Annotated in this window: 13 protein-coding genes; 4 read left to right on the plus strand and 9 right to left on the minus strand. The window is 45.2% G+C overall.

From position 1 onward, the window contains the following. Positions 1 to 163 precede the first annotated feature (163 nt). Entirely contained in the window at positions 164 to 3799 is a 3636-nt protein-coding gene (gene dnaE, locus ACYVEA_RS05920; RefSeq protein ID WP_461112422.1) for a DNA polymerase III subunit alpha, read from the plus strand. Between the two features lie 2 nt (positions 3800 to 3801). Here the strand turns inward: dnaE and ACYVEA_RS05925 are convergent, their stop codons facing one another. The 6 genes from ACYVEA_RS05925 to ACYVEA_RS05950 all read right to left on the minus strand — a co-directional run bounded on the left by ACYVEA_RS05925 (position 3802) and on the right by ACYVEA_RS05950 (position 12066). After that, entirely contained in the window at positions 3802 to 4839 is a 1038-nt protein-coding gene (locus ACYVEA_RS05925) for a hypothetical protein (RefSeq protein ID WP_461112423.1), read from the minus strand. Further along, entirely contained in the window at positions 4826 to 8182 is a 3357-nt protein-coding gene (locus ACYVEA_RS05930) for a hypothetical protein (protein WP_461112424.1), read from the minus strand. The genes ACYVEA_RS05925 and ACYVEA_RS05930 overlap by 14 nt, the downstream gene beginning before the upstream one ends. Positions 8183 to 8191: 9 nt before the next feature. Beyond that, complete coding sequence (locus ACYVEA_RS05935; RefSeq protein WP_461112426.1) at positions 8192 to 8839, minus strand: hypothetical protein; 648 nt, start codon at positions 8837 to 8839, stop codon at positions 8192 to 8194. Further along, positions 8794 to 10146, minus strand: a complete 1353-nt coding sequence (locus tag ACYVEA_RS05940; RefSeq protein WP_461112427.1) for a hypothetical protein — start codon at positions 10144 to 10146, stop codon at positions 8794 to 8796. The genes ACYVEA_RS05935 and ACYVEA_RS05940 overlap by 46 nt, the downstream gene beginning before the upstream one ends. 79 nt (positions 10147 to 10225) lie before the next feature. Continuing rightward, positions 10226 to 10891 (minus strand): DUF3226 domain-containing protein, encoded by a 666-nt coding sequence (locus ACYVEA_RS05945; protein ID WP_461112428.1) that lies wholly within the window; start codon positions 10889 to 10891, stop codon positions 10226 to 10228. Continuing rightward, the gene (locus ACYVEA_RS05950; protein WP_461112429.1) at positions 10888 to 12066 is read right to left on the minus strand and encodes an AAA family ATPase; all 1179 of its coding nucleotides are present in this window, start codon (positions 12064 to 12066) and stop codon (positions 10888 to 10890) included. Before ACYVEA_RS05950 ends, ACYVEA_RS05945 begins: the two co-directional genes overlap by 4 nt. Positions 12067 to 12243: 177 nt before the next feature. On the opposite strand from ACYVEA_RS05950, the gene trxA reads away from it, so the two are divergent. Beyond that, positions 12244 to 12588 (plus strand): thioredoxin, encoded by a 345-nt coding sequence (gene trxA / locus ACYVEA_RS05955; protein ID WP_461112430.1) that lies wholly within the window; start codon positions 12244 to 12246, stop codon positions 12586 to 12588. Between the two features lie 142 nt (positions 12589 to 12730). On the opposite strand, the gene ACYVEA_RS05960 is transcribed toward trxA, so the two are convergent. After that, positions 12731 to 14494, minus strand: coding sequence for a pyruvate dehydrogenase complex dihydrolipoamide acetyltransferase (locus ACYVEA_RS05960; RefSeq protein ID WP_461112431.1), 1764 nt, complete (start codon positions 14492 to 14494; stop codon positions 12731 to 12733). A 229-nt stretch (positions 14495 to 14723) separates the two neighbouring features. Continuing rightward, positions 14724 to 15920, minus strand: a complete 1197-nt coding sequence (locus tag ACYVEA_RS05965) for a class I SAM-dependent rRNA methyltransferase (protein WP_461112432.1) — start codon at positions 15918 to 15920, stop codon at positions 14724 to 14726. 179 nt (positions 15921 to 16099) lie between these two features. Here ACYVEA_RS05965 and ACYVEA_RS05970 point away from each other — a divergent pair, with 179 nt between their 5' ends. Then, positions 16100 to 16981, plus strand: coding sequence for a sugar phosphate isomerase/epimerase family protein (locus tag ACYVEA_RS05970; RefSeq protein WP_461112434.1), 882 nt, complete (start codon positions 16100 to 16102; stop codon positions 16979 to 16981). A 115-nt stretch (positions 16982 to 17096) separates the two neighbouring features. Here ACYVEA_RS05970 and ACYVEA_RS05975 read toward each other — a convergent pair whose 3' ends face one another. Beyond that, positions 17097 to 18212, minus strand: a complete 1116-nt coding sequence (locus ACYVEA_RS05975; RefSeq protein WP_461112435.1) for a zinc dependent phospholipase C family protein — start codon at positions 18210 to 18212, stop codon at positions 17097 to 17099. Between the two features lie 91 nt (positions 18213 to 18303). On the opposite strand from ACYVEA_RS05975, the gene ACYVEA_RS05980 reads away from it, so the two are divergent. Beyond that, entirely contained in the window at positions 18304 to 18702 is a 399-nt protein-coding gene (locus ACYVEA_RS05980) for a Dabb family protein (protein ID WP_461112436.1), read from the plus strand. Positions 18703 to 18743 lie beyond the last annotated feature (41 nt).

Raw genomic sequence — 18743 nt, forward strand, 5'->3', positions numbered from 1 at the left:
GTTTCTCATAAATCTTTCATAAGTCAGTCATTAGCTTTTGTAAGTTGAGCTAGGTTCCCTTTCACCATCAACTCGTTAGCGAATTCTTACTAAAATTCTCGCTTCTTCCTTACCCGTAACCCGCCGAAAGTGGCTATTTTTAAGCCGGTAATCTGCGAAACCTATGCAATTCTCTCATCTCCACTGCCACACTCAATACTCGCTGCTCGATGGTCAGGCGGACATTAAAAAGCTGATTAAGAAGGCCAAAGCCGACAACATGCCTGCCGTTGCCATCACTGATCACGGCAATATGTTTGGCGTATTTGAATTCGTGGCCGAAGCCAGCAAACAGGGCATCAAGCCGATTGTGGGTTGCGAATTCTACGTAGTGGAAGATCATACGATCAAGCAGTTTACGAAAGAGAAAAAAGACGTTCGTTACCATCAGCTCTTGCTGGCCAAGAACGCGCAGGGCTATAAAAATCTGGCAAAGCTCTGCTCGCTGGGCTACATGGAGGGCCTTTACGGCAAGTACCCGCGCGTTACGAAGGAGCTGATTGACAAGTACAAAGAGGGTCTGATCGCTTCCACGTGCTGCATCGGCGCTTCTGTACCGAAAACGATTCTCAAAAAAGGTGAGGAAGCGGGTGAAATTGAGTTTAAGTGGTGGCTCGACCGTTTCGGCGAGGATTACTACGTTGAGTTACAGCGCCACGAGATTCCCGATCAGATCAAAGCCAATGAGGTATTGATCAAGTTCGCCCGGAAATACAACGTCAAAATTATCGCGTCCAATGATTCGCACTACGTCGATCAGGACGATTGGGTAGCGCACGATATTCTGCTGTGCGTGAACACCAACGAAAAGCAAAGCACCCCGTCGATGAAGGATTTCAGCGACGATGATGTGATGCCTAAAAATACGCGTTTCGCCTTCTTCAGCGATCAGTTCTACTTCAAGAACACGCAGGAGATGACCACACTTTTCCACGATCTCCCCGAAGCCATCGATAATACCAATGAGATCGTTGGCAAGGTGGAAACGCTGAAGCTGAAGCGCGACATCATGCTGCCCAACTTTCCGATTCCTCAGGAGTTTCAGCAGCATACCGACGACGTACTGAATCAGTGGGAATACCTGCGCCACTTAACCTACGAAGGCGCCAAAGAACGCTACGTTGACATTCTGCCGCACATTCAGGAACGCCTTGATTTTGAGCTTTTTACCATCAAAACGATGGGATTCGCCGGGTACTTCCTGATTGTGGCCGACTTTATCAAAGCGGGTCGCGATTTGGGCGTCATGATTGGGCCCGGTCGTGGCTCGGCGGCTGGTAGCGCGGTGGCGTATTGCACGGGTATTACCAATATCGACCCCATCAAATATGACTTACTGTTCGAGCGGTTCTTGAACCCCGACCGGAAGTCGATGCCCGATATCGACACTGACTTTGACGATGAAGGTCGGCAGAAAGTGATTGATTATGTTGTGCAGAAATACGGCAAGTCGCAGGTAGCGCAGATCGTTACGTATGGTACCATGGCGTCGAAATCGTCCATCAAGGACGTAGCGCGGGTGATGGATTTGCCCCTTCAGGATGCCAACGCCGTCGTGAAACTCGTGCCCGACAAGCCGACCTACAACATGACGTTGAAACGCATTTTCGAGGACCCCCTCGAAGGGCCGGGTGGTTTGTCGAACGTTATTCAGCCGGAGGAACTGGATAACGTGAAGCGAATGCGGGCGCTCGAATCAGGGGATCGCAGTGCGGCTCAGGCTATGCGGATTGTCGATTACGAAAAGGTGTCGGCGGTACTCAAGCAGGCCCGAAAGCTCGAAGGTACAGTACGTAACACAGGCCTGCACGCTGCCGGAATCATCATTGCGCCCAGCGACTTATCGGACATTGTGCCAGTGTCAACCTCCAAGGATACGAACCTGATTATCACGCAGTATGAAGGTAAAGTTATTGAAGATGCGGGCGTCATCAAGATGGACTTTTTGGGTCTGCGCAACCTGACAATCATTAAGGAATGTTTGCGGCTCATCAGGCAAAACCATGGTGGATTTTTTATCAACGGTGTTGAAACGGATATCGATGATATTCCGCTGGACGACGAAGAAACCTATAAACTCTTCCAGCGGGGCGAAACCAACGCCGTTTTCCAGTTTGAATCCGACGGCATGAAAAAGCATATGAAAGACCTGAAGCCTGACCGTTTCGGTGACCTCATTGCGATGAATGCCCTCTACCGGCCTGGCCCGATTGCCTACATTCCCAACTACATTAACCGGAAACATGGTCGCGAAGAAGTCAAATACGACATGCCAGAAATGGAAGAGTATCTGGCTGATACGTATGGGATTACAGTGTATCAGGAGCAGTTGATGCTGCTGTCGCAGAAGCTCGGCAATTTCACTAAAGGTGACGCCGACGTACTGCGGAAAGCGATGGGGAAAAAGGACAAAGCAACGCTCGACAAAATGAAGGGCAAGTTTATGGATGGTTGTGCGTCCAATAACCTACCGCTGAAAGTCTGCGAGAAAGTCTGGACCGACTGGGAAGCGTTTGCGTCGTATGCCTTCAACAAATCGCACTCGACCTGCTACGCTTTCGTCGCTTACCAGACGGCTTACCTCAAAGCCCATTATCGTGCGGAATACATGGCGGCCGTTTTAACAAGCTGCCTGGGCACTATCGACAAGATTACGTTCTTCATGGAGGAATGTAAGAATATCAATATTCCCGTTCTTGGGCCAGATGTAAACGAATCGGAACGCTTTTTCGGGGTCAACAAAAAAGGAGAAATTCGATTTGGACTAGGTGGCATCAAGGGTGCTGGCGATGCCGCCGTAGAAGCCATCATTGAAGAACGTAAAGCAGGTGGACCCTTTAAAGATATTTTCGACTTCGCTATCCGGGTCAACCTCCGAACGGTGAACAAAAAAACGTGGGAATCGCTGGCCTACGCAGGTGCTTTTGACAGCATTGACGAGTACCACCGGGCGCAATATTTCGAGATGGGCGAAGGCGATACGTCGCCCTTTCTGGATAAGATTATCCGGTACGCCAACAACTATCACGCCGAGAAAGCGGCAGCCCAACAGTCCCTGTTTGGGGCCATGATGGGCGGTGAACCCATGCTTAACCGACCCAAGGCGCCTACCGTTACGGAGTGGAATCAGATCGAAAAACTCAAATTTGAAAAGGATGTAGTTGGCTTCTACATCACCGGACACCCACTCGACGAGTTCAAGCTCGAAATGGATGGCTTCTGCAACACTACGTTAGCGAACATTTTCGAGACGAAACAGCCTGAAATTAAAGTTGGCGGCATTGTGTCGGCGGTGCAAATGCGTATCACAAAAAGTGGTAATCCATTCTGTATCTTCAAATTTGAAGATTACAACAGTTCGCTTGAAATGGCTCTTTTCGGCGACGACTACGTCCGGCTTGTTCAATACATTGAAGTAGGGCGATTCCTGCACATTACGGGCAAGACCCAAAACAAATGGGGCTCGGAGCAACTGGAGTTTAAGCCAACGAGCATCCGGTTGCTGAACGACATGCGCGAAAAGTTCTGCAAGGAATTGCGTGTATCTTTAACCATCGACTCGCTGAATGCGCAACTCGTCGCTAAAATCAACGAGCTTGTGAACGCTCACCCCGGCACCTGTACGTTATCCCTTAACGTAGTGGATCATACCGAGCGTATCGAAGTCAGTTTGCAGTCCCGAACGCTGAAAGTCTCACCCGCCAATTCCTTCCTGCGGGCACTGGAAGCTATTGAAGGTGTTACGTGTAAGGTGGCGTAGGATTATTCTTCTGGACTTCTAAATCGTTCTAGCATTAAACCTAAATCATTAGACTCTTCTTCAATCCATTGGTCAGCCTTAATCAACTGTTGAATCAATGTTTTGTCTTCAATAGAAAAATCGCTGAGATTTAGTCCACAGTAAGGTTTATCCCTTTTCCATTCACTTTTGTGATTCTCTGAGTTTACAGGCAAATACTTGTCTATTGCCGCAGATGGATATAGCAGTTGAATATTGAAGCCTTTTGCTTTCAACCTGGCCTTGACTCTGGAGTATATTTCCAAACCTGCCTGATCCCAATCACAAGAGTAATACAAGGGCAATTGAATTTTGTGATTAGGTATTCTGTCGATTGCTGCAATGTTGTTTCCACCGATTGACCATAGATCTACGCGCAATTTACGAGCCATTTCGGGTAGACGCAGAAAATGGTAATTTTCGCATAGTACGAGTACCTCTGCCTCATCACATTCAATAGCCAAACGCCACTGATTATCCTTAGGATTTTCTCCAGGAAATGTACGATCAGTTTTTAAAATAGCTTTTACAGCTTTTTTTAATGATTCATGATCACCTAGATACTTAGCACCTTTATTCTTGAAAAATTGATTCGAGAAACTGTTAAGAGAGTAAGTTTCGAAATCTCTAAGAATATCTTCTTTTAAAGCAGCAATGGCCATTAAGGAATCTATATCTTCGGAACGATATGGATGGGTTCCTTCATCAGGTATGTCATGCTTACAAAAGAACTGCTGGAATTGGTTGATACGCTCTTTGTAGTTTTCCTCGTACCACGTATTGTATTCTGACCGTAAATACTCTGGTATATAATAGCCTTCAGCAGCATGTAACTTTGGCTGAACCCAAGCTTTGCCACTAATTAATCGTTGCTTGATAAAGCCATTACTAGTAATCTTTAGATTAGTTTGCCCATCAGTATACAACTGCCGTAACGCCCGATAATGTGGCCATGTGAAGTTATATCGGTGATCAAGCGGTAGGCTCTTCTTCGTCTTCTTCTTGATCTTAGTCGGAGTCATCGTCAAATTCAGTTCTTTCTGTTTCTTCGCTACTATTTATATCTTCGCTTGTTATAGAATTTTGATTGGGTTCATCATCAGCTTCAACATCATTCTGCCAATCACCAGAATTAGTATTATCTAACAACTCATCCAAATCAGCCTGACTGAAGATTGAATATGGAGTATAATTGATTGGATCTGGTGAATCTAAGTCACGTTGCAGCATGTGTACGTACTGACTGCCCTCTTTAAATGGCCCAACTAAGTTTATGGACATTGAAATCAATTGGTAATCATTGTTTCGGGCAATGTCGTACAGCATATCGTAGTTTGAGCCAAGTCCTTCGGCTTCGTCAATGGGCATGAAGCGAATCCCCTTTCTACGCACACGACCAATGAGCGACAAACGAGCTATACAGAGCAAGGCTATAGCCGCATACGTTTGGCCCGTACTACCATCATTGGTTTTTCCGCTATCGTTGACTGAAACAATACTGAAATCTAACTTCAAATACGAGTTTGGATTCAGCAGCTCAGGAATGTCTGGAGTAAAATTACGTACACCACTACAAGCCTTAAAAGCGGCTATTATCTTCTCTTTGAATGTAATCTGATCGATAAACTGATCCGCGAAATCATTTGAAGTAGCTAACTCCTGTCTGAAGTCATTAATCCATCTGATCGGAAAGGTCAAAGAGCCATCCAGCGTCAATTTAACCCGGTGACCACCTGTAATATGATGTCTTGAATCTTCAAAAAATCGCCCTATTCTTCTTAAGTTACTCCCTAATTCACGCCAATCTTCAACTACCCCGCCTAAAACCTCACTAATCTGATTCAGTCGACGCTTGTTAAGATTGCGTATGTGATTAAGCACTTCCGTAAGCCGTTGCGTGATACGAATCAAGGCAGCTTCTTCATTAGCACTGCTGTCGTCTAGCAGTTTGGGGAATAAGTAATTGACAAGTACTAAGTAATCGTAGGTGTTTTCTAACTCAAGGGCATAATCGCCTAAGAATTTTTCAGCAACTCGCCAATACTCCGACTCATATTGCGACTCTGCTTTCGTGTAGCGGCTCTGGCACTGTTCAAGACCTCCTAATTCTTGTTCAATGGGTAGCGACGGTAGTTTGCCATACAAGCTTTCATATCTATCTGCAACAGTGTCATAATGCTTTTTGGCCTGTTTACAGGTTTCGAACAAATTATCCCATTCACTACTAGATAACATGTATTGCTGTCTGGTACGCAGAGCACATCTTACCGATTGATAATTGGCAGTGAAAGGGAAGTCGGTTTGAGGAGCTTCCCAGATCGGCTGTACAAAATCGTTGACGTGCTCGCGAATGTACTGCTCTACAAGACTAGCTGTATTGGTATATGGTGTGTTAAGAGCCTCATAATCCACAGTATGACTAGCTAATAGTGAAATATTGGTTCTGAGGGTTTGTAAACTTTTTCGAGCCGCTTCATATGCACTGTTAGCCGCATCATGAGCTGTTTTGATACTCTCTCGGTTTGTGTAAGAGTTACAGCAGGTATCGAATTCTTCCTGACTGATATGAAATGGTAAATATTCTTCAACATCACAATGCTTATCTCTCTTTGCATAAGCGTTCAGAATGTCGATCTTCCATTCACCTAATTTGTCTATTTGACCACGTAAGGTTTTAATTCGATTACACTCAGACTTAATCTTTTGCAAAAACTTTATTGAATCATCGCTTTGCTTTTGCAGAAATGACTGTCTATTATTCGGCGTATTGAGTTTATCCAAAACGTCATCTCTGAACCGAAAATACTTTGATAACCCATTGAAACTTACATAAAAACCATCGCTATACTTTTCGGGTTGCGTTTGCTTGACATATGAAAATAATTCGTCAGGATTGGAAAGATATTCGCTTCCTGTTTCTGGATTAGGTGGCCTTACTTGATATAAGGGCATAAGCCCCATGAAGACGCTGACTTCATACAAGTCAAAATCATGCTCGTAATGATAGGCCCAATGACATAATGTAAGTGGATCATTTACATCTTTAAAGTCACGTAAGTCCTCTGCATCCTGAATTGAGTTTTCTAACTCAATAAGCTTTTTCTCGGACCATGAATGGCCTATTTCCCAGCCGTTTGCCCAACCTGATTGCTCAAACTCTTCCCATTGGTGCTTATCAGTAAAAACTTCACTTAGCTTCTGGTAAGCTTCCCGAATATTCTTCGCTTCCTTGTATTGTCTGAAGTGCTGGGGTAAGCTCTCAGCAACACCATCCCAACGTTTCAGCCATTCATCGACTTTTTGTATGTGTTTGAAAGGCTGGTGCTTTTCCGTATATACCGCTAAAGCTTCCTGTTCTGCTAGTAATAAAGGTGTTTCCTGCTTTTCAAAATCGCTGTGTTGCTCCTGACAGTATGTTTGCCAGTGTTCCATTGTCCGAGCCGAGGTTGTATAGTTCTCAAACGCTTTATACAGCTTTTGCTTCGTCAACCGACGTCGTTCATATGCATCCTGGAGCAATGCCAGATTATAGATGTGCTTCGCTTCCAGAAACCGCTTCTGAGTGGTACGAAGTGCTTGTAAAGCCGCTTCCTTTTCTTTAATTCGCTCAACTTCAGCTCGATTTAACCTGTAGTCATCATCATCTCGTTCAACAGACCGCATCAGGTCTTCATACTGCTTGTAGTTTTCCTGCCCTTTATCATTGCCAAACAGAAACTCAATTAGTTCTTTAGACTTTTTAGGGTCAAGCGATTTACGGCGAGAAAAAGCCTGAATGATTTTCGCGTATGTTTTTAATGAATGCTCGCTGGATGCCAAATCGAAAGGCAACAACTCATTTCGATACAGTAGCGCATGATAGGCCTTCGTTGATGGATATTGTTTTACCAGAAGGCCTCTTTTTTCAAGGTGATTAGCCAACTCTGAAAGAGGGAGCACATCATTGTCCACCAACACGTCCTTAATTGAGATTGGATCAGTAAATGGCGTAAGTTGGCTTAGATCATCTAATTCAAAGCCCTGCTGGACAATGAACAGGCGGACGCCATGATGCACATCTTCGATCTGAACACCAATGACCACATATTCCCCTTCAGCCGTTTCAATGTTCAGAAAAGCGTGCCCTACTAGTTCACCTGGTAGTAATAGCGTTTTGGGCTTGCGCTCATCGTCTAAAGACTGAGTGGCAGAACGGTATTCACGCGGACCAACAAAAATTAACTGTAACAGGTCAGCGATAATGCTCTTACCAGCTCCGCTTTCGCCAATGAAGTCTGTGCGTAATTGATGGAATAGATAATCCGCATTCTGATGATGACGAATATTAAGCGTATGTAGACTATAAAGGCGTGGAAAGTCTTTCATAAAATCGAATTATTCGGCGACCTGCCACCGGCCAATCATATTAATTGGGTCGCCATAAACAAGCGTTAGTCGTCCAAAGGCCGGTAATGTTTCGAAGTAGTCATTTTCTAACAGTATCCATCCAATACGACCAAATTCACGCATGGCTGATAAAACTATCCCATTCAATTTTTCGTCATCCATGTCACTGGGTTTCTTACGAGTCACTTGGGCCAGTTTCTCATAAATCAACGGCTTCAGATCTTCGTATTCTTCGCGGAGCATTTTCTGGAAGCGTTTCACCGAATCAAGCTCAATTTGCAAATCATTGTAGATTACTTTGTAAAGCAGGAAAGCAACGATAACATGCTCGGAAGCTAGGAAATATCGGTGTTCGGTAACGATCTTCCCCCGTGAATTGGCTTCTATAAAGTCAAGATAGAAATAGTGATCCGAACCGTTCTGACTTTTTTCCAGCTTTACTTCAAATAACTTTTCATAATAGGTGGACAAGTCAGGGTGGTTTTTATCTACAAAGAAATAGAAGTCAGGATGCAGTTTTTCCTGAATATGTAATCCGTCTTTAAGCGCATAATCTAACTTTCCGAACACCCGTTCGGCTTCGGTTGTGGTTAGGAAGGCGTATCCATTTGCCGTTTTTGTACGGTCATCTGCCATGATGAAAGCGGGAATTGAGCTTTATATTCAATAAGTGTCTCTTTATCAACAATGAGGTCGTAGCGGATATTATTGGTAAACTGACGGAATACCCTATACGCAACCCGCACCGCTAAATCAACATCGTTGTTTGCTTCTGTTAATATTATCTGGAAAAAAGGAGCAAACTCAGCTTTTCCCTGCCACTGGACCAACTTCTCAAAACGAGTCACCCAACCTTCCACCACGCTTTGTTGCTGAATGCGTCTGGCTGAACTTATAAATGCTTTCCGACGTCCTTCCAGACTTTCTGGTGGTTTTTGAGAGCGTGTAAGGCGTTTTACCGGAAATTCTTTTCGCTCAATGATAGGCAATGAAGGTGTGCTGATATGTAGTAGCAGCGAAGGTATATGTTCTGGCAACTGAAGCTGACGGCGACCTAAATTGTCCCGAACCATCTCGCTTTTAACTAATAAGTGGCGGAGAAACCGCTCAACTCGCCCGTTAAACAAGGGTTGGTTAAGGGTTCCGAAAAGTTGCCTTAGCTTAGGTTGAATGCGGTCAATCCGCCGATCAACAATTCGTAGATCACGTAGCATTTCGGCAAAAAAGACGAATGCGTTATCAATTGACTCTTGAAGAGAAGGCCATTGGTTTTTTGATTGAAGTTCATCAAGGTGCACCTTAATGCGATCAATTTCATGAAAGGCAGCCGTTAACTCTTTATTTTGTTCACGTATTTCATTAAGCCGCGTGACAACTTGTTCAAGTGCCTGTTGGATAGATGCGTCACTTCGGTGAGCATGTTTTCTTAACTCATCGACCGATTCCTGAATTTGCCGTTCTAAAAAATCAACCTGGCCTTTGAGCTGAGGTTGAAAAGCGGGTAAGTTATTTTCAAACCAGAACTTATATCGTTCCAGCGATTTAGCGTCTTCGAGGTCACGACGCAACTTGGCACAAATCTGCTCAATCTGAGTAGGGTTAAACGTATTAAGAAGAACCTCATATGCTCGCTGGCAAAACTCGATGGCATAATTTTTTAGCGAGTAGACCTGAAGCTGTTCATCATACCGCAGAAAAAACTCGTTCAAGTCGCTGATATTATCAGCATAATCCTGCTGTTGCTGCCGCTTGTGCCCAAATAATTCACGGAATGCCTGATTAATTGTGTCTTCTTTAAATGTCTTGTTTGGAAAGGCACCACTTAGATACTTATCGTAGAGCCACATAACCACCAAGCCAAGCCGGGGGTCGGGATAGAGCAGCTTATACGTTCGTGAATTATCGCGTCGGAGCGTGCCGAGAAAGTCAAAATCACCTGTCATGCTTAAATGTAGATTAAGGGGCTACATTTATCAATATCTGAACATTATATTGTACGGATATATTTAGTGAACGGTAATTTTATTGAGTGTTAAATAAGGCATCCAGCCACACTATGAAGCGCTGACACAGTTCAGAATTATGTTTCAAGTACGTCTTTGTGATTGACAAACCCATTGGTGTTCCGGGCTCTTCTTGCCAAGCTAGCCATGTATGAATTAAGGCCTTACTAGAATGAATAGTCTTGTATTTATTTAACCGATCAGTTTCGATCTTCGTTAAGATTTCTTCTGCAATTGGTTTTAACTGATCATCAGGTGGAATAAGAGTTGCTACAAAATGCTCCAGCATACCCGGCTTCTGAATATTATCAGGCATCAACCAGATACCAATCTTAGGTTTCCGCACTGTACCTGGTATGATCGTTCCTTCAGGAGCAGGATTCTCTGGTACTACATAATCTTGCGCAACTAGGGCGTCTCGTAAGCTATCCCAGCGAGCTTTTAAAGCATCATCTACATTTTCGGTATCAGCATCAGCATCTACGACTACACCAATTATGTCTACCTTAGTCTTTAAATAAGATAGTAAACTTGGCTTTATATTACTAACGCTTTTGCAGTCAATTATTTCGAAGTTGTCAAGCAGTTGATAAGACTCTCGAATATTAGCAATGACATGTAAATCATCATTACCCTCAACCAATAGTTTTTTTGGCCATTTGCTACGGTTAATATAAGTACTCATCGAGGATCAACGTGAACGCGGGTTGTAGCTTGGATTTCGTCAGCATCGTACAACGTTGCCTCAATATCACCTTCAAAATTATCAAGACGAATCATATAACCAGACTCTTTGTGATGTCTACCACTATTCAAGACAGCAGAAAACGCATCAATGCAATCATAACTGTGGGTAGTAGCAAACACCTGAATGTTGAGCCGTTTAGCTACACTAAAAATAACTTCCCAAAGTTGTTCCTGAACGGAATAATGTAGACCATTTTCAAACTCATCAATTAATAAATAACCATTTTCGCAATTGACCATTGCCAAGATGATCGTCAGGATTCGATTTATACCGTCGCCCATTGCCCTTAAAGGAACGACATCATTTGATGATTTTAGTTTTACTACTGGTACGCGTTCACGTTCGCGCTCGTTACGAAATGTAATTCTATCAATATTCGGCTCAATTATTTTTAGGGCATTAACTACTTCGTCTTCACTCTCAGTGAGTGCAATCTTATCCCAAAGCGTTCCGTTTATATCTCTCTCGATATTTTTTGTTTTAACAAATTGATAATCAGCCAAACGATCTTCGAAAAGGGATAGTTGAATTGAGCTTACCCCACGAGATGTACGCTCAATATTCCTAAATGGAATAATTGTTGTAAATTGATTAGCTCGCACTTCAACTCCTAAAATAGCTTCTGGATCATCCGTGTCATCAGGCAATATTGTTCGCTTCCGACGTGCGGGACCTGACGATGTCTCATCAGCATCTAAATAATCATATTTTTCTAAGAAGCGAACGAATCGCAATCCAGTTCGATTGTTTGAGGCAGGTTCTATACCAAACAAAGTATTATCCTGTTCTCCAATCAGTATAGAACTAGGTTGATTGAACTGAGCCTGTCTTCCCGTAAATAAAGCAGCAAGTGTTTTAAGAATAGTTACTTCCTTGGTTACTTCGGAACTTCGACGATCTGTATTTTCAGTCCGAATATAATTTTCCCCTCTCTCGCCAAGCAATTGTAAAAGAAAATCAACACTACCGCGATTAATGTGCACGGCAACAGCTTCTAATACTGATGTCTTACCAGTGTTATTCTTCCCTAACAACAAATTAACACGTCCTAACCGCTCAATTGAGAGGTGACGCAGATTACGATAGTTATGAATTTCTAAGGAGCGTAGCATTCCGTTAAATGATGCTAAAGTCCCAAAACTACAGTTTTTCGATTGAATACTGTCTAAAATCTATCATAGATAATAGAGAAAGGTGTTACGTGTAAGGTGGCATAAATTTCGGAACTAATCGGGTTGAAAACGGTTTATGTGGATGAAACAAGTTCAACTAATAAACTCATTTCAATCATGGCAGCAGGATCACATGCCGTAGAAGCAACAGACGCTAACTTTAGCGAACTTATAAATTCCGACAAACCCGTTTTAGTAGATTTTTGGGCCGAATGGTGCGGTCCCTGTAAAATGATCGGGCCCGTTGTTGAACAACTCGCCGGTGAATACGAAGGGAAAGCCACAATCGCGAAAATGGACGTTGACCAAAACTCTTCAGTCCCTGCGAAATTTGGTATCCGCAGTATCCCAACGCTGATGATCTTCAAAAATGGGCAGTTAGTGGATAAAGTAATTGGTGCCGTTCCCAAGAACGTACTGGAGCAAAAGCTGCAAGCTGCACTGGAACCAGCAACGGTTTAAGTTTCGCTTTTTTATAAAGTAAAGGCCCGTCCTGGATTATCTAGGACGGGCCTTTTTTATGTTTACGGTATTCGGTTTACGGTGGCTGACGCGAAAGCAACTACGCGTCAGCCACCGTAAACCGAATACCGTAAAACCATATTTACACCAGCATCCGCATGGGGTCTTCAAGCAGTTGCTTCACGGTTTGCAGGAAAGCCGATCCCGTTGCACCGTCTACTACACGGTGATCACAGGAGAGCGTCACTTTCATCACGTTCGTTGGCTTGGCTACATCGCCTTCAAATTTCACTGTCTGCTTAATGGCACCTACGGCCAGGATGCAGGAGTCAGGTGGATTAATGATCGCCGTGAACTCCTCAATGCCGAACATACCAAGGTTCGAGATGGAGAACGTACTGCCTTCCCATTCTTTCGGCTGGAGTTTCTTGTCTTTGGCTTTACCGGCCAATTCTTTTACTTCACCCGAAATGGTCGACAGCGTTTTCTGATCGGCATTACGTACTACCGGCACAAGTAAACCCTCGTCAACCGCCACAGCTACACCGATATTAACGTATTTGTATTTGCGGATTTTATCGCCCAACCACGATGAGTTAACATTTGGGTGCTGTTTCAGCGCTAAGGCGGCCGCTTTGATCACGAAATCGTTGAAGGATACCTTAACCGGGCTAAGTCCATTGACCGTGCCACGCAGTTCCATTGCCTTGTCCATGTTGATTTCCATGGTCAGGTAGAAATGGGGAGCAGTAAACAGGCTCTCGCTCAACCGACGGGCAATTGTCTTGCGCATCTGGCTAACCGGAACATCTTCATACTCGCCCGTTGGCGTCGGAGCAGGTTGTGCTGGGGCAGGAGCTGGCGTTGGCGTCGACTGAGCAGAAGGCGCGGGAGCAGCAGGCTGAGCGGCTGGGGCAGCAGGTGCTGCTTTACCCGGCGTGGCCTGGCTCGGAACAAACGACTCAACATCACTCTTTACAATACGTCCTTCGGGACCGCTACCATGAACCTGCGCCAAATTAATGCCTTTGTCTTCAGCAATACGCTTAGCCAATGGCGAGGCTTTTACCCGGCCATTCGATTCTGAAACAGCCCCTGCGCCACCACCATACGATAAATCGGTATCGGCATTAGCGGGGACGTCAGCCTGTGGATTTTGCTGAGCTGTTGCACTGCCACCTTCGCTTGTAGCAGCCTCCTGGCCGGCAGGTGCTGGCGCACTTCCGCCACCATCCAGCAGAACCTTGAAGTTCGCGCCTTTCTCACCAACGACAGCAATAATGTCATCGACGGCAACCGATGCGCCTTCTTTTACGCCAATATAGAGCAACGTACCTTCTTCGTAGGCTTCGAGATCCATGGTGGCTTTGTCGGTTTCGACTTCGGCCAATACATCGCCGGATTTCACCGTATCGCCTTCTTTTTTGTGCCAGGCAACAATGGTTCCTTCCGTCATAGTGTCGCTCATCTTCGGCATCCGAATGATCGACGCATTAACATTTTCTGCCGGGGCAGCAGCCACCGCTTTTGGGTCGGGCAGTTTGGTTTCCGTTTCGCTGCTGGTCGAACCCGTAGGTGCAGGAGCCGCTTCTGCTTTCGGAGCTGCCGGAGCGGGAGCATCCTGGCTTCCTCCACTAGACCCGTTAAGCAAAGCCTGATAATCTTCGCCGTCGGCTCCGATTACAGCTAAAACGCCATCAATAGGAACAGATGCCCCTTTTTCAACTCCGATATACAGCAAGGTCCCTTCGTCATAGGCTTCGAGGTCCATGGTGGCTTTATCGGTTTCAACTTCGGCCAGTACGTCGCCGGATTTTACTTTATCGCCCACTTTCTTGTGCCACTCCGCAATGACGCCTTCGGTCATTGTGTCGCTCATCTTGGGCATTCGGATTAATTCAGCCATAAGTAGCTATGTATGTAATCGAGTTATACGAAAGGATTGACCAAGCCCTTAACGGCCGGTACAGGACCGTGCCTAACGGTTGCGACCCAAAATTAGCGTAAAGCAATTAATCTTACTCTAAAACAGTAATTAAAGTATAATCACGATTGCTGTTTTAGCGTAACAACCAACAGGGGCATTTCGTTAAGCGACAAATGCCCCGTCTTTACTTCGTTGCCGTCGCAAAAAATCACTCTACCCACAATACCAATCCTTTCAGATAGCCACCTTCCGGATGAAACAAACTAACGGGGTGATCCGCGGGTTGGCTCAAATGGTGCAAAACGCGGACCTGCCGCCCAGCTTCAATAGCAGCCGCTACAATCGTATTATAAAACAACTCCCGATCCACCACCTGCGAACAGGAGAATGTAAAAAGAATACCTCCCTTCGCTACCCGACGAAAACCTTCCGCATTTAAGCGCTTGTAGCCCTGAACCGCCCGATGTCGCGCCGATAAACTCTTGGCAAAAGCCGGTGGGTCCAACACCACTACGTCGTATTTATGGTCATGCGCTTTCAAATAGTGCATAACGTCTTCGGCATAAGCCTCATGCCTTGTTTCATTGTCGCCAAAATTGGCGGCTATATTCTGATTGGTCAGGTCGATTGCTTTCTGCGATACATCGACCGAGTGAACCAACTTAGCACCAGCCTCCAGCGCATAGACAGAGAAACCTCCCGAGTAGCAAAAGGCATTCAATACGTTCTTGCCCTGGGCATAGTTAGCCAGCAGTGCCCGGTTATCGCGCTGATCAAGGAAAAAACCCGTTTTCTGACCCGTTATCCAGTCAACCAGAAATGTATTGCCGTTTTCATTTACCGGATGCGGTACGGGTGTCCGACCAAAGAGATAGCCGTTTGTTACGGTGGACCCGTATTCATCGGGTACCGTATCGGCACTTTTATCATAGACCGCTTTCAGTTCATTACCGAAAACGGCTTTTAATGCTTCGGTAATAATATCCCGTTCACGATGCATACCAATAGAGTGTGCCTGCAATACAGCAACGCCATTGTATATATCCAGGATGAGGCCCGTGCAGCCATCGCCCTCGCCATGAACAAGTCGGTAGCAGTTCGTCTCACCCGTTACAATGGCTTGACGGATGCTTCGAATATGCGTTAGCTTCTGCGTCCAGTAGGGTAAATCGGGCGTAACAGGACCACCGGCAGTAGCACCAAACGAGAAGATACGTACCGCAATACTCCCGTTATGATAATGACCGGTGGCGAGGTATTTATTTTTACTATCGAACACCTCAACCACGTCGCCATCGTTCAGGTCACCGTCAAAATGGCTAATCGCTCTTGAGAAAACCCAGGGGTGAAATCGCCGGACTGCCTCATCGCGACCGGCTAGTAAATATAGTTTCGAAAATGTCATTCGTATGCGGGAAAGGCTGCAAAGATACGTAGTAAGCGGGGAGAAAGGGGAAGAAAGGGATGAGGAGGACGAAAGGGATTAATTATCGACTCATTCGTTTTCCCTTCTCCCTCTCCTCTCATTTCTCCCTTCTTAGTCCCTATCTTTACGTTTCAAACCCGAAAACATTTTTTCAACCTATGCAACGACGCAGTTTCTTAAAACAGTCTGCTCTGCTAACAGCCGGTACGTTCGCGCTGAGCCAAACCGAGTCGATGGCCAATGTATTCACCAGCGCACCCGCCAAAAACATCAGTCCATTTGGTGTCCAGCTTTATAGCGCCCGCGACGTGATGCCAAAAGATCCAAAAGGTGTTATGACGCAACTGGCTCAAATGGGGTATAAACAGTTCGAGAGTTTCAGCGGACCACAGGGCTTTTTGTGGGGCCTGCAACCCAAAGAAATGAAATCATTTCTTGACGGACTGGGCGTGAAGATGATCAGCACTCACTTCAATTATAGAGCACAGGCCGATAAGCCCGACGAGATTAAGAAAAGTATAGAGATGGCGCAGGGAGCCGGATTATCGTACTTGCTTTGCCCGCACATCGGTCCGCAAAAAACGTGGGACGAGTGGAAAAAGATTGCCGATCAGTTCAATGTGGTTGGCGAAGAAGTAAGAAAGGCGGGCCTGAAATTCGGTTACCACAATCACGATTATTCATTCCGGCCCCTCGATGGAAAACTGCCGCAGGAATTTCTGCTGGCCAATACCGACCCTAAAAACGTCATGTTTGAACTGGATTTATGCTGGATTGACGTAGCGGGAGTAAACACAGCTGATCACCTTAAAAAATACGGCAAACGGTACGAGTTGTGCCACGTAAAAGATTACACTGTCAAAGATGGCAAGCCTGTACAGAATGATATTGGCAAAGGCAGCGTAGATTTCAAGAAAACACTACGTACCGCTCTGGATAGTGGCATCAAGTATTTCCTTGTTGAGCAGGAAGAATACCCAGAATCATCGCTCGCCAGCCTGAAAAACGATGCGGAATACATGAAAACGCTTTCCGTCTAAAACCAGGATTTTTATGATTTAGCTGACTGACTATGATTTTATTAAAACTGGCTACGCGTTAGCAAATTTTAAAAATCACAGTCAGTTAGTAAAATCACATAAATCCCGGTTCGGATTACTCCTCCCTCGCCGAAAACAGCCGTTTCAGCCAGCCTTTCTTTTCTTCAGCTTCTTCTTTTTGCTCTTCCTCAGTAAGCTGGTATTTCGCTAGTGCCCGCATGTCTGGCTGACCAGCATCGACCCAGCAGGTGTACCAGAAATCGCCGACCATCTTAACGGATGCCCTCATCTGGCGCTCTACCTGATCGCGAAGGCGTTCGTGATACTGCCGCGAAAAATCGGCTGAATATACCTTTGTCGTAATGCCGTTACGTTCCTCAAACCCAAATTTGCGGGTCTCGCCCAATTCGGTTGTGAGTTGCTGCTCAAAACGCAGTACGGAATCCAGCGCTGCATTTGCATTGAAAACCGCCCGCCAGGCCGCTTTTTGAGGAGAATGTATATACTCCGCCTGCCCTGTCAAAAAATCATACTCTGTGCTGAATAGCTCCGGCAGGCGCGACTCCCAGAAGCCGTGAATACCCTGCTGGTTCGTTAACTGTCCATTGTAGTTCCGTGTGGTGTGCAACGGTACGTTGGCATCGGCGATGTAATGTCCTAGATCAGCCGCCACCCGCAGAATTCGCCGGACGTTACGTTGTTTGAAGGCTTCGGTCAACTGATATTTCGTTAATTGAATTTGCCACGGCACTAACCCGTGCAACGCCAGTGTGTCAGCGCCATAGCGATCCGTCGCGTCTTTATAATAGCGAGGAAGTGTCGTGGACAACGTATCAGGGTATGCATCGAGATCAATGAAATGCCGGGGCGCTTCACCCACAACAGCATATCGGCGTTTGTCGGGATTCACCGCATTGTCGGTTAGAAAGTTGATGTGCTTTTTGAAGAATGGCATCATATCGACAGGAAGTGTGAAAACTGCCAGTCTATTAATTTGCTGATGCGCAAAAAAGCCCCACCGTGGATGCTGCTGGGCTGGATGGCCCCAGACGTGTTTATGTTCAGTTGAACGAGCTTTGTTTGGCCAATATTCGGCTGAATATGGCCTGGGTAAATAGTTGAGATCAGGTCGTTTTTCGGGCTTGGGGACGCTACCGCTCACTAAACTTCCAAATAAAATTTGGGCTGAAACTAACAACCAAATAAAACCGTTGTACATTTGACAAAACATGGTACTTTAAAGGGATAATAATTAACTATTCAATTAAATAAGCATGTTATTCAGAACAAAATTTGGACAAAAAGATAAATCACAAATAATCATGAATGCGAAATCAAAAGGGTATACATTAATAGTTGTGCTACTTTGCGCATTTGCTTTAACAATCTATGGTGCTTACTCACCCGCGAGAAAAGCCCAGAAACAGCAAATTGTGTGCATTAAATTCAAAAATGGGGTCGAAAATGGAGCTATTGAGCAGCATATGAGCGGTTTTGCTGCCTTAAAGCACGAAATTCCACAGGTCGTTGGTTACACATCCGGCAAGACAATTTTGCCAAACGGAGCCGTTTCTGATTATGACGTAGTACATTACCTTACGTTTCAGAACGAAGCCGATATAAAAACTTTTGAGAAGAGCGACGCCTACAAAGAATTTGTGGCCGAGAACAAAGGAATATGGGAAAAAACGTTGATTGTCAACGCTGATATTCGTCAGTAAAGCCGTGAAACACAAAGAATTTCGGGTGGGACTCTTGGTTG

The sequence above is a fragment of the Spirosoma jeollabukense genome (genome assembly GCF_054777855.1).

What these genes read in the sequence shown, in the direction of transcription:
- dnaE (WP_461112422.1), top strand. Translation starts at nt 164, where the DNA reads ATGCAATTCTCTCATCTCCACTGCCACACTCAATACTCGCTGCTCGAT.
- ACYVEA_RS05925 (WP_461112423.1), bottom strand. Translation starts at nt 4,839, where the DNA reads ATGACTCCGACTAAGATCAAGAAGAAGACGAAGAAGAGCCTACCGCTT.
- ACYVEA_RS05930 (WP_461112424.1), bottom strand. Translation starts at nt 8,182, where the DNA reads ATGAAAGACTTTCCACGCCTTTATAGTCTACATACGCTTAATATTCGT.
- ACYVEA_RS05935 (WP_461112426.1), bottom strand. Translation starts at nt 8,839, where the DNA reads ATGGCAGATGACCGTACAAAAACGGCAAATGGATACGCCTTCCTAACC.
- ACYVEA_RS05940 (WP_461112427.1), bottom strand. Translation starts at nt 10,146, where the DNA reads ATGACAGGTGATTTTGACTTTCTCGGCACGCTCCGACGCGATAATTCA.
- ACYVEA_RS05945 (WP_461112428.1), bottom strand. Translation starts at nt 10,891, where the DNA reads ATGAGTACTTATATTAACCGTAGCAAATGGCCAAAAAAACTATTGGTT.
- ACYVEA_RS05950 (WP_461112429.1), bottom strand. Translation starts at nt 12,066, where the DNA reads ATGCTACGCTCCTTAGAAATTCATAACTATCGTAATCTGCGTCACCTC.
- trxA (WP_461112430.1), top strand. Translation starts at nt 12,244, where the DNA reads ATGGCAGCAGGATCACATGCCGTAGAAGCAACAGACGCTAACTTTAGC.
- ACYVEA_RS05960 (WP_461112431.1), bottom strand. Translation starts at nt 14,494, where the DNA reads ATGGCTGAATTAATCCGAATGCCCAAGATGAGCGACACAATGACCGAA.
- ACYVEA_RS05965 (WP_461112432.1), bottom strand. Translation starts at nt 15,920, where the DNA reads ATGACATTTTCGAAACTATATTTACTAGCCGGTCGCGATGAGGCAGTC.
- ACYVEA_RS05970 (WP_461112434.1), top strand. Translation starts at nt 16,100, where the DNA reads ATGCAACGACGCAGTTTCTTAAAACAGTCTGCTCTGCTAACAGCCGGT.
- ACYVEA_RS05975 (WP_461112435.1), bottom strand. Translation starts at nt 18,212, where the DNA reads ATGTTTTGTCAAATGTACAACGGTTTTATTTGGTTGTTAGTTTCAGCC.
- ACYVEA_RS05980 (WP_461112436.1), top strand. Translation starts at nt 18,304, where the DNA reads ATGAATGCGAAATCAAAAGGGTATACATTAATAGTTGTGCTACTTTGC.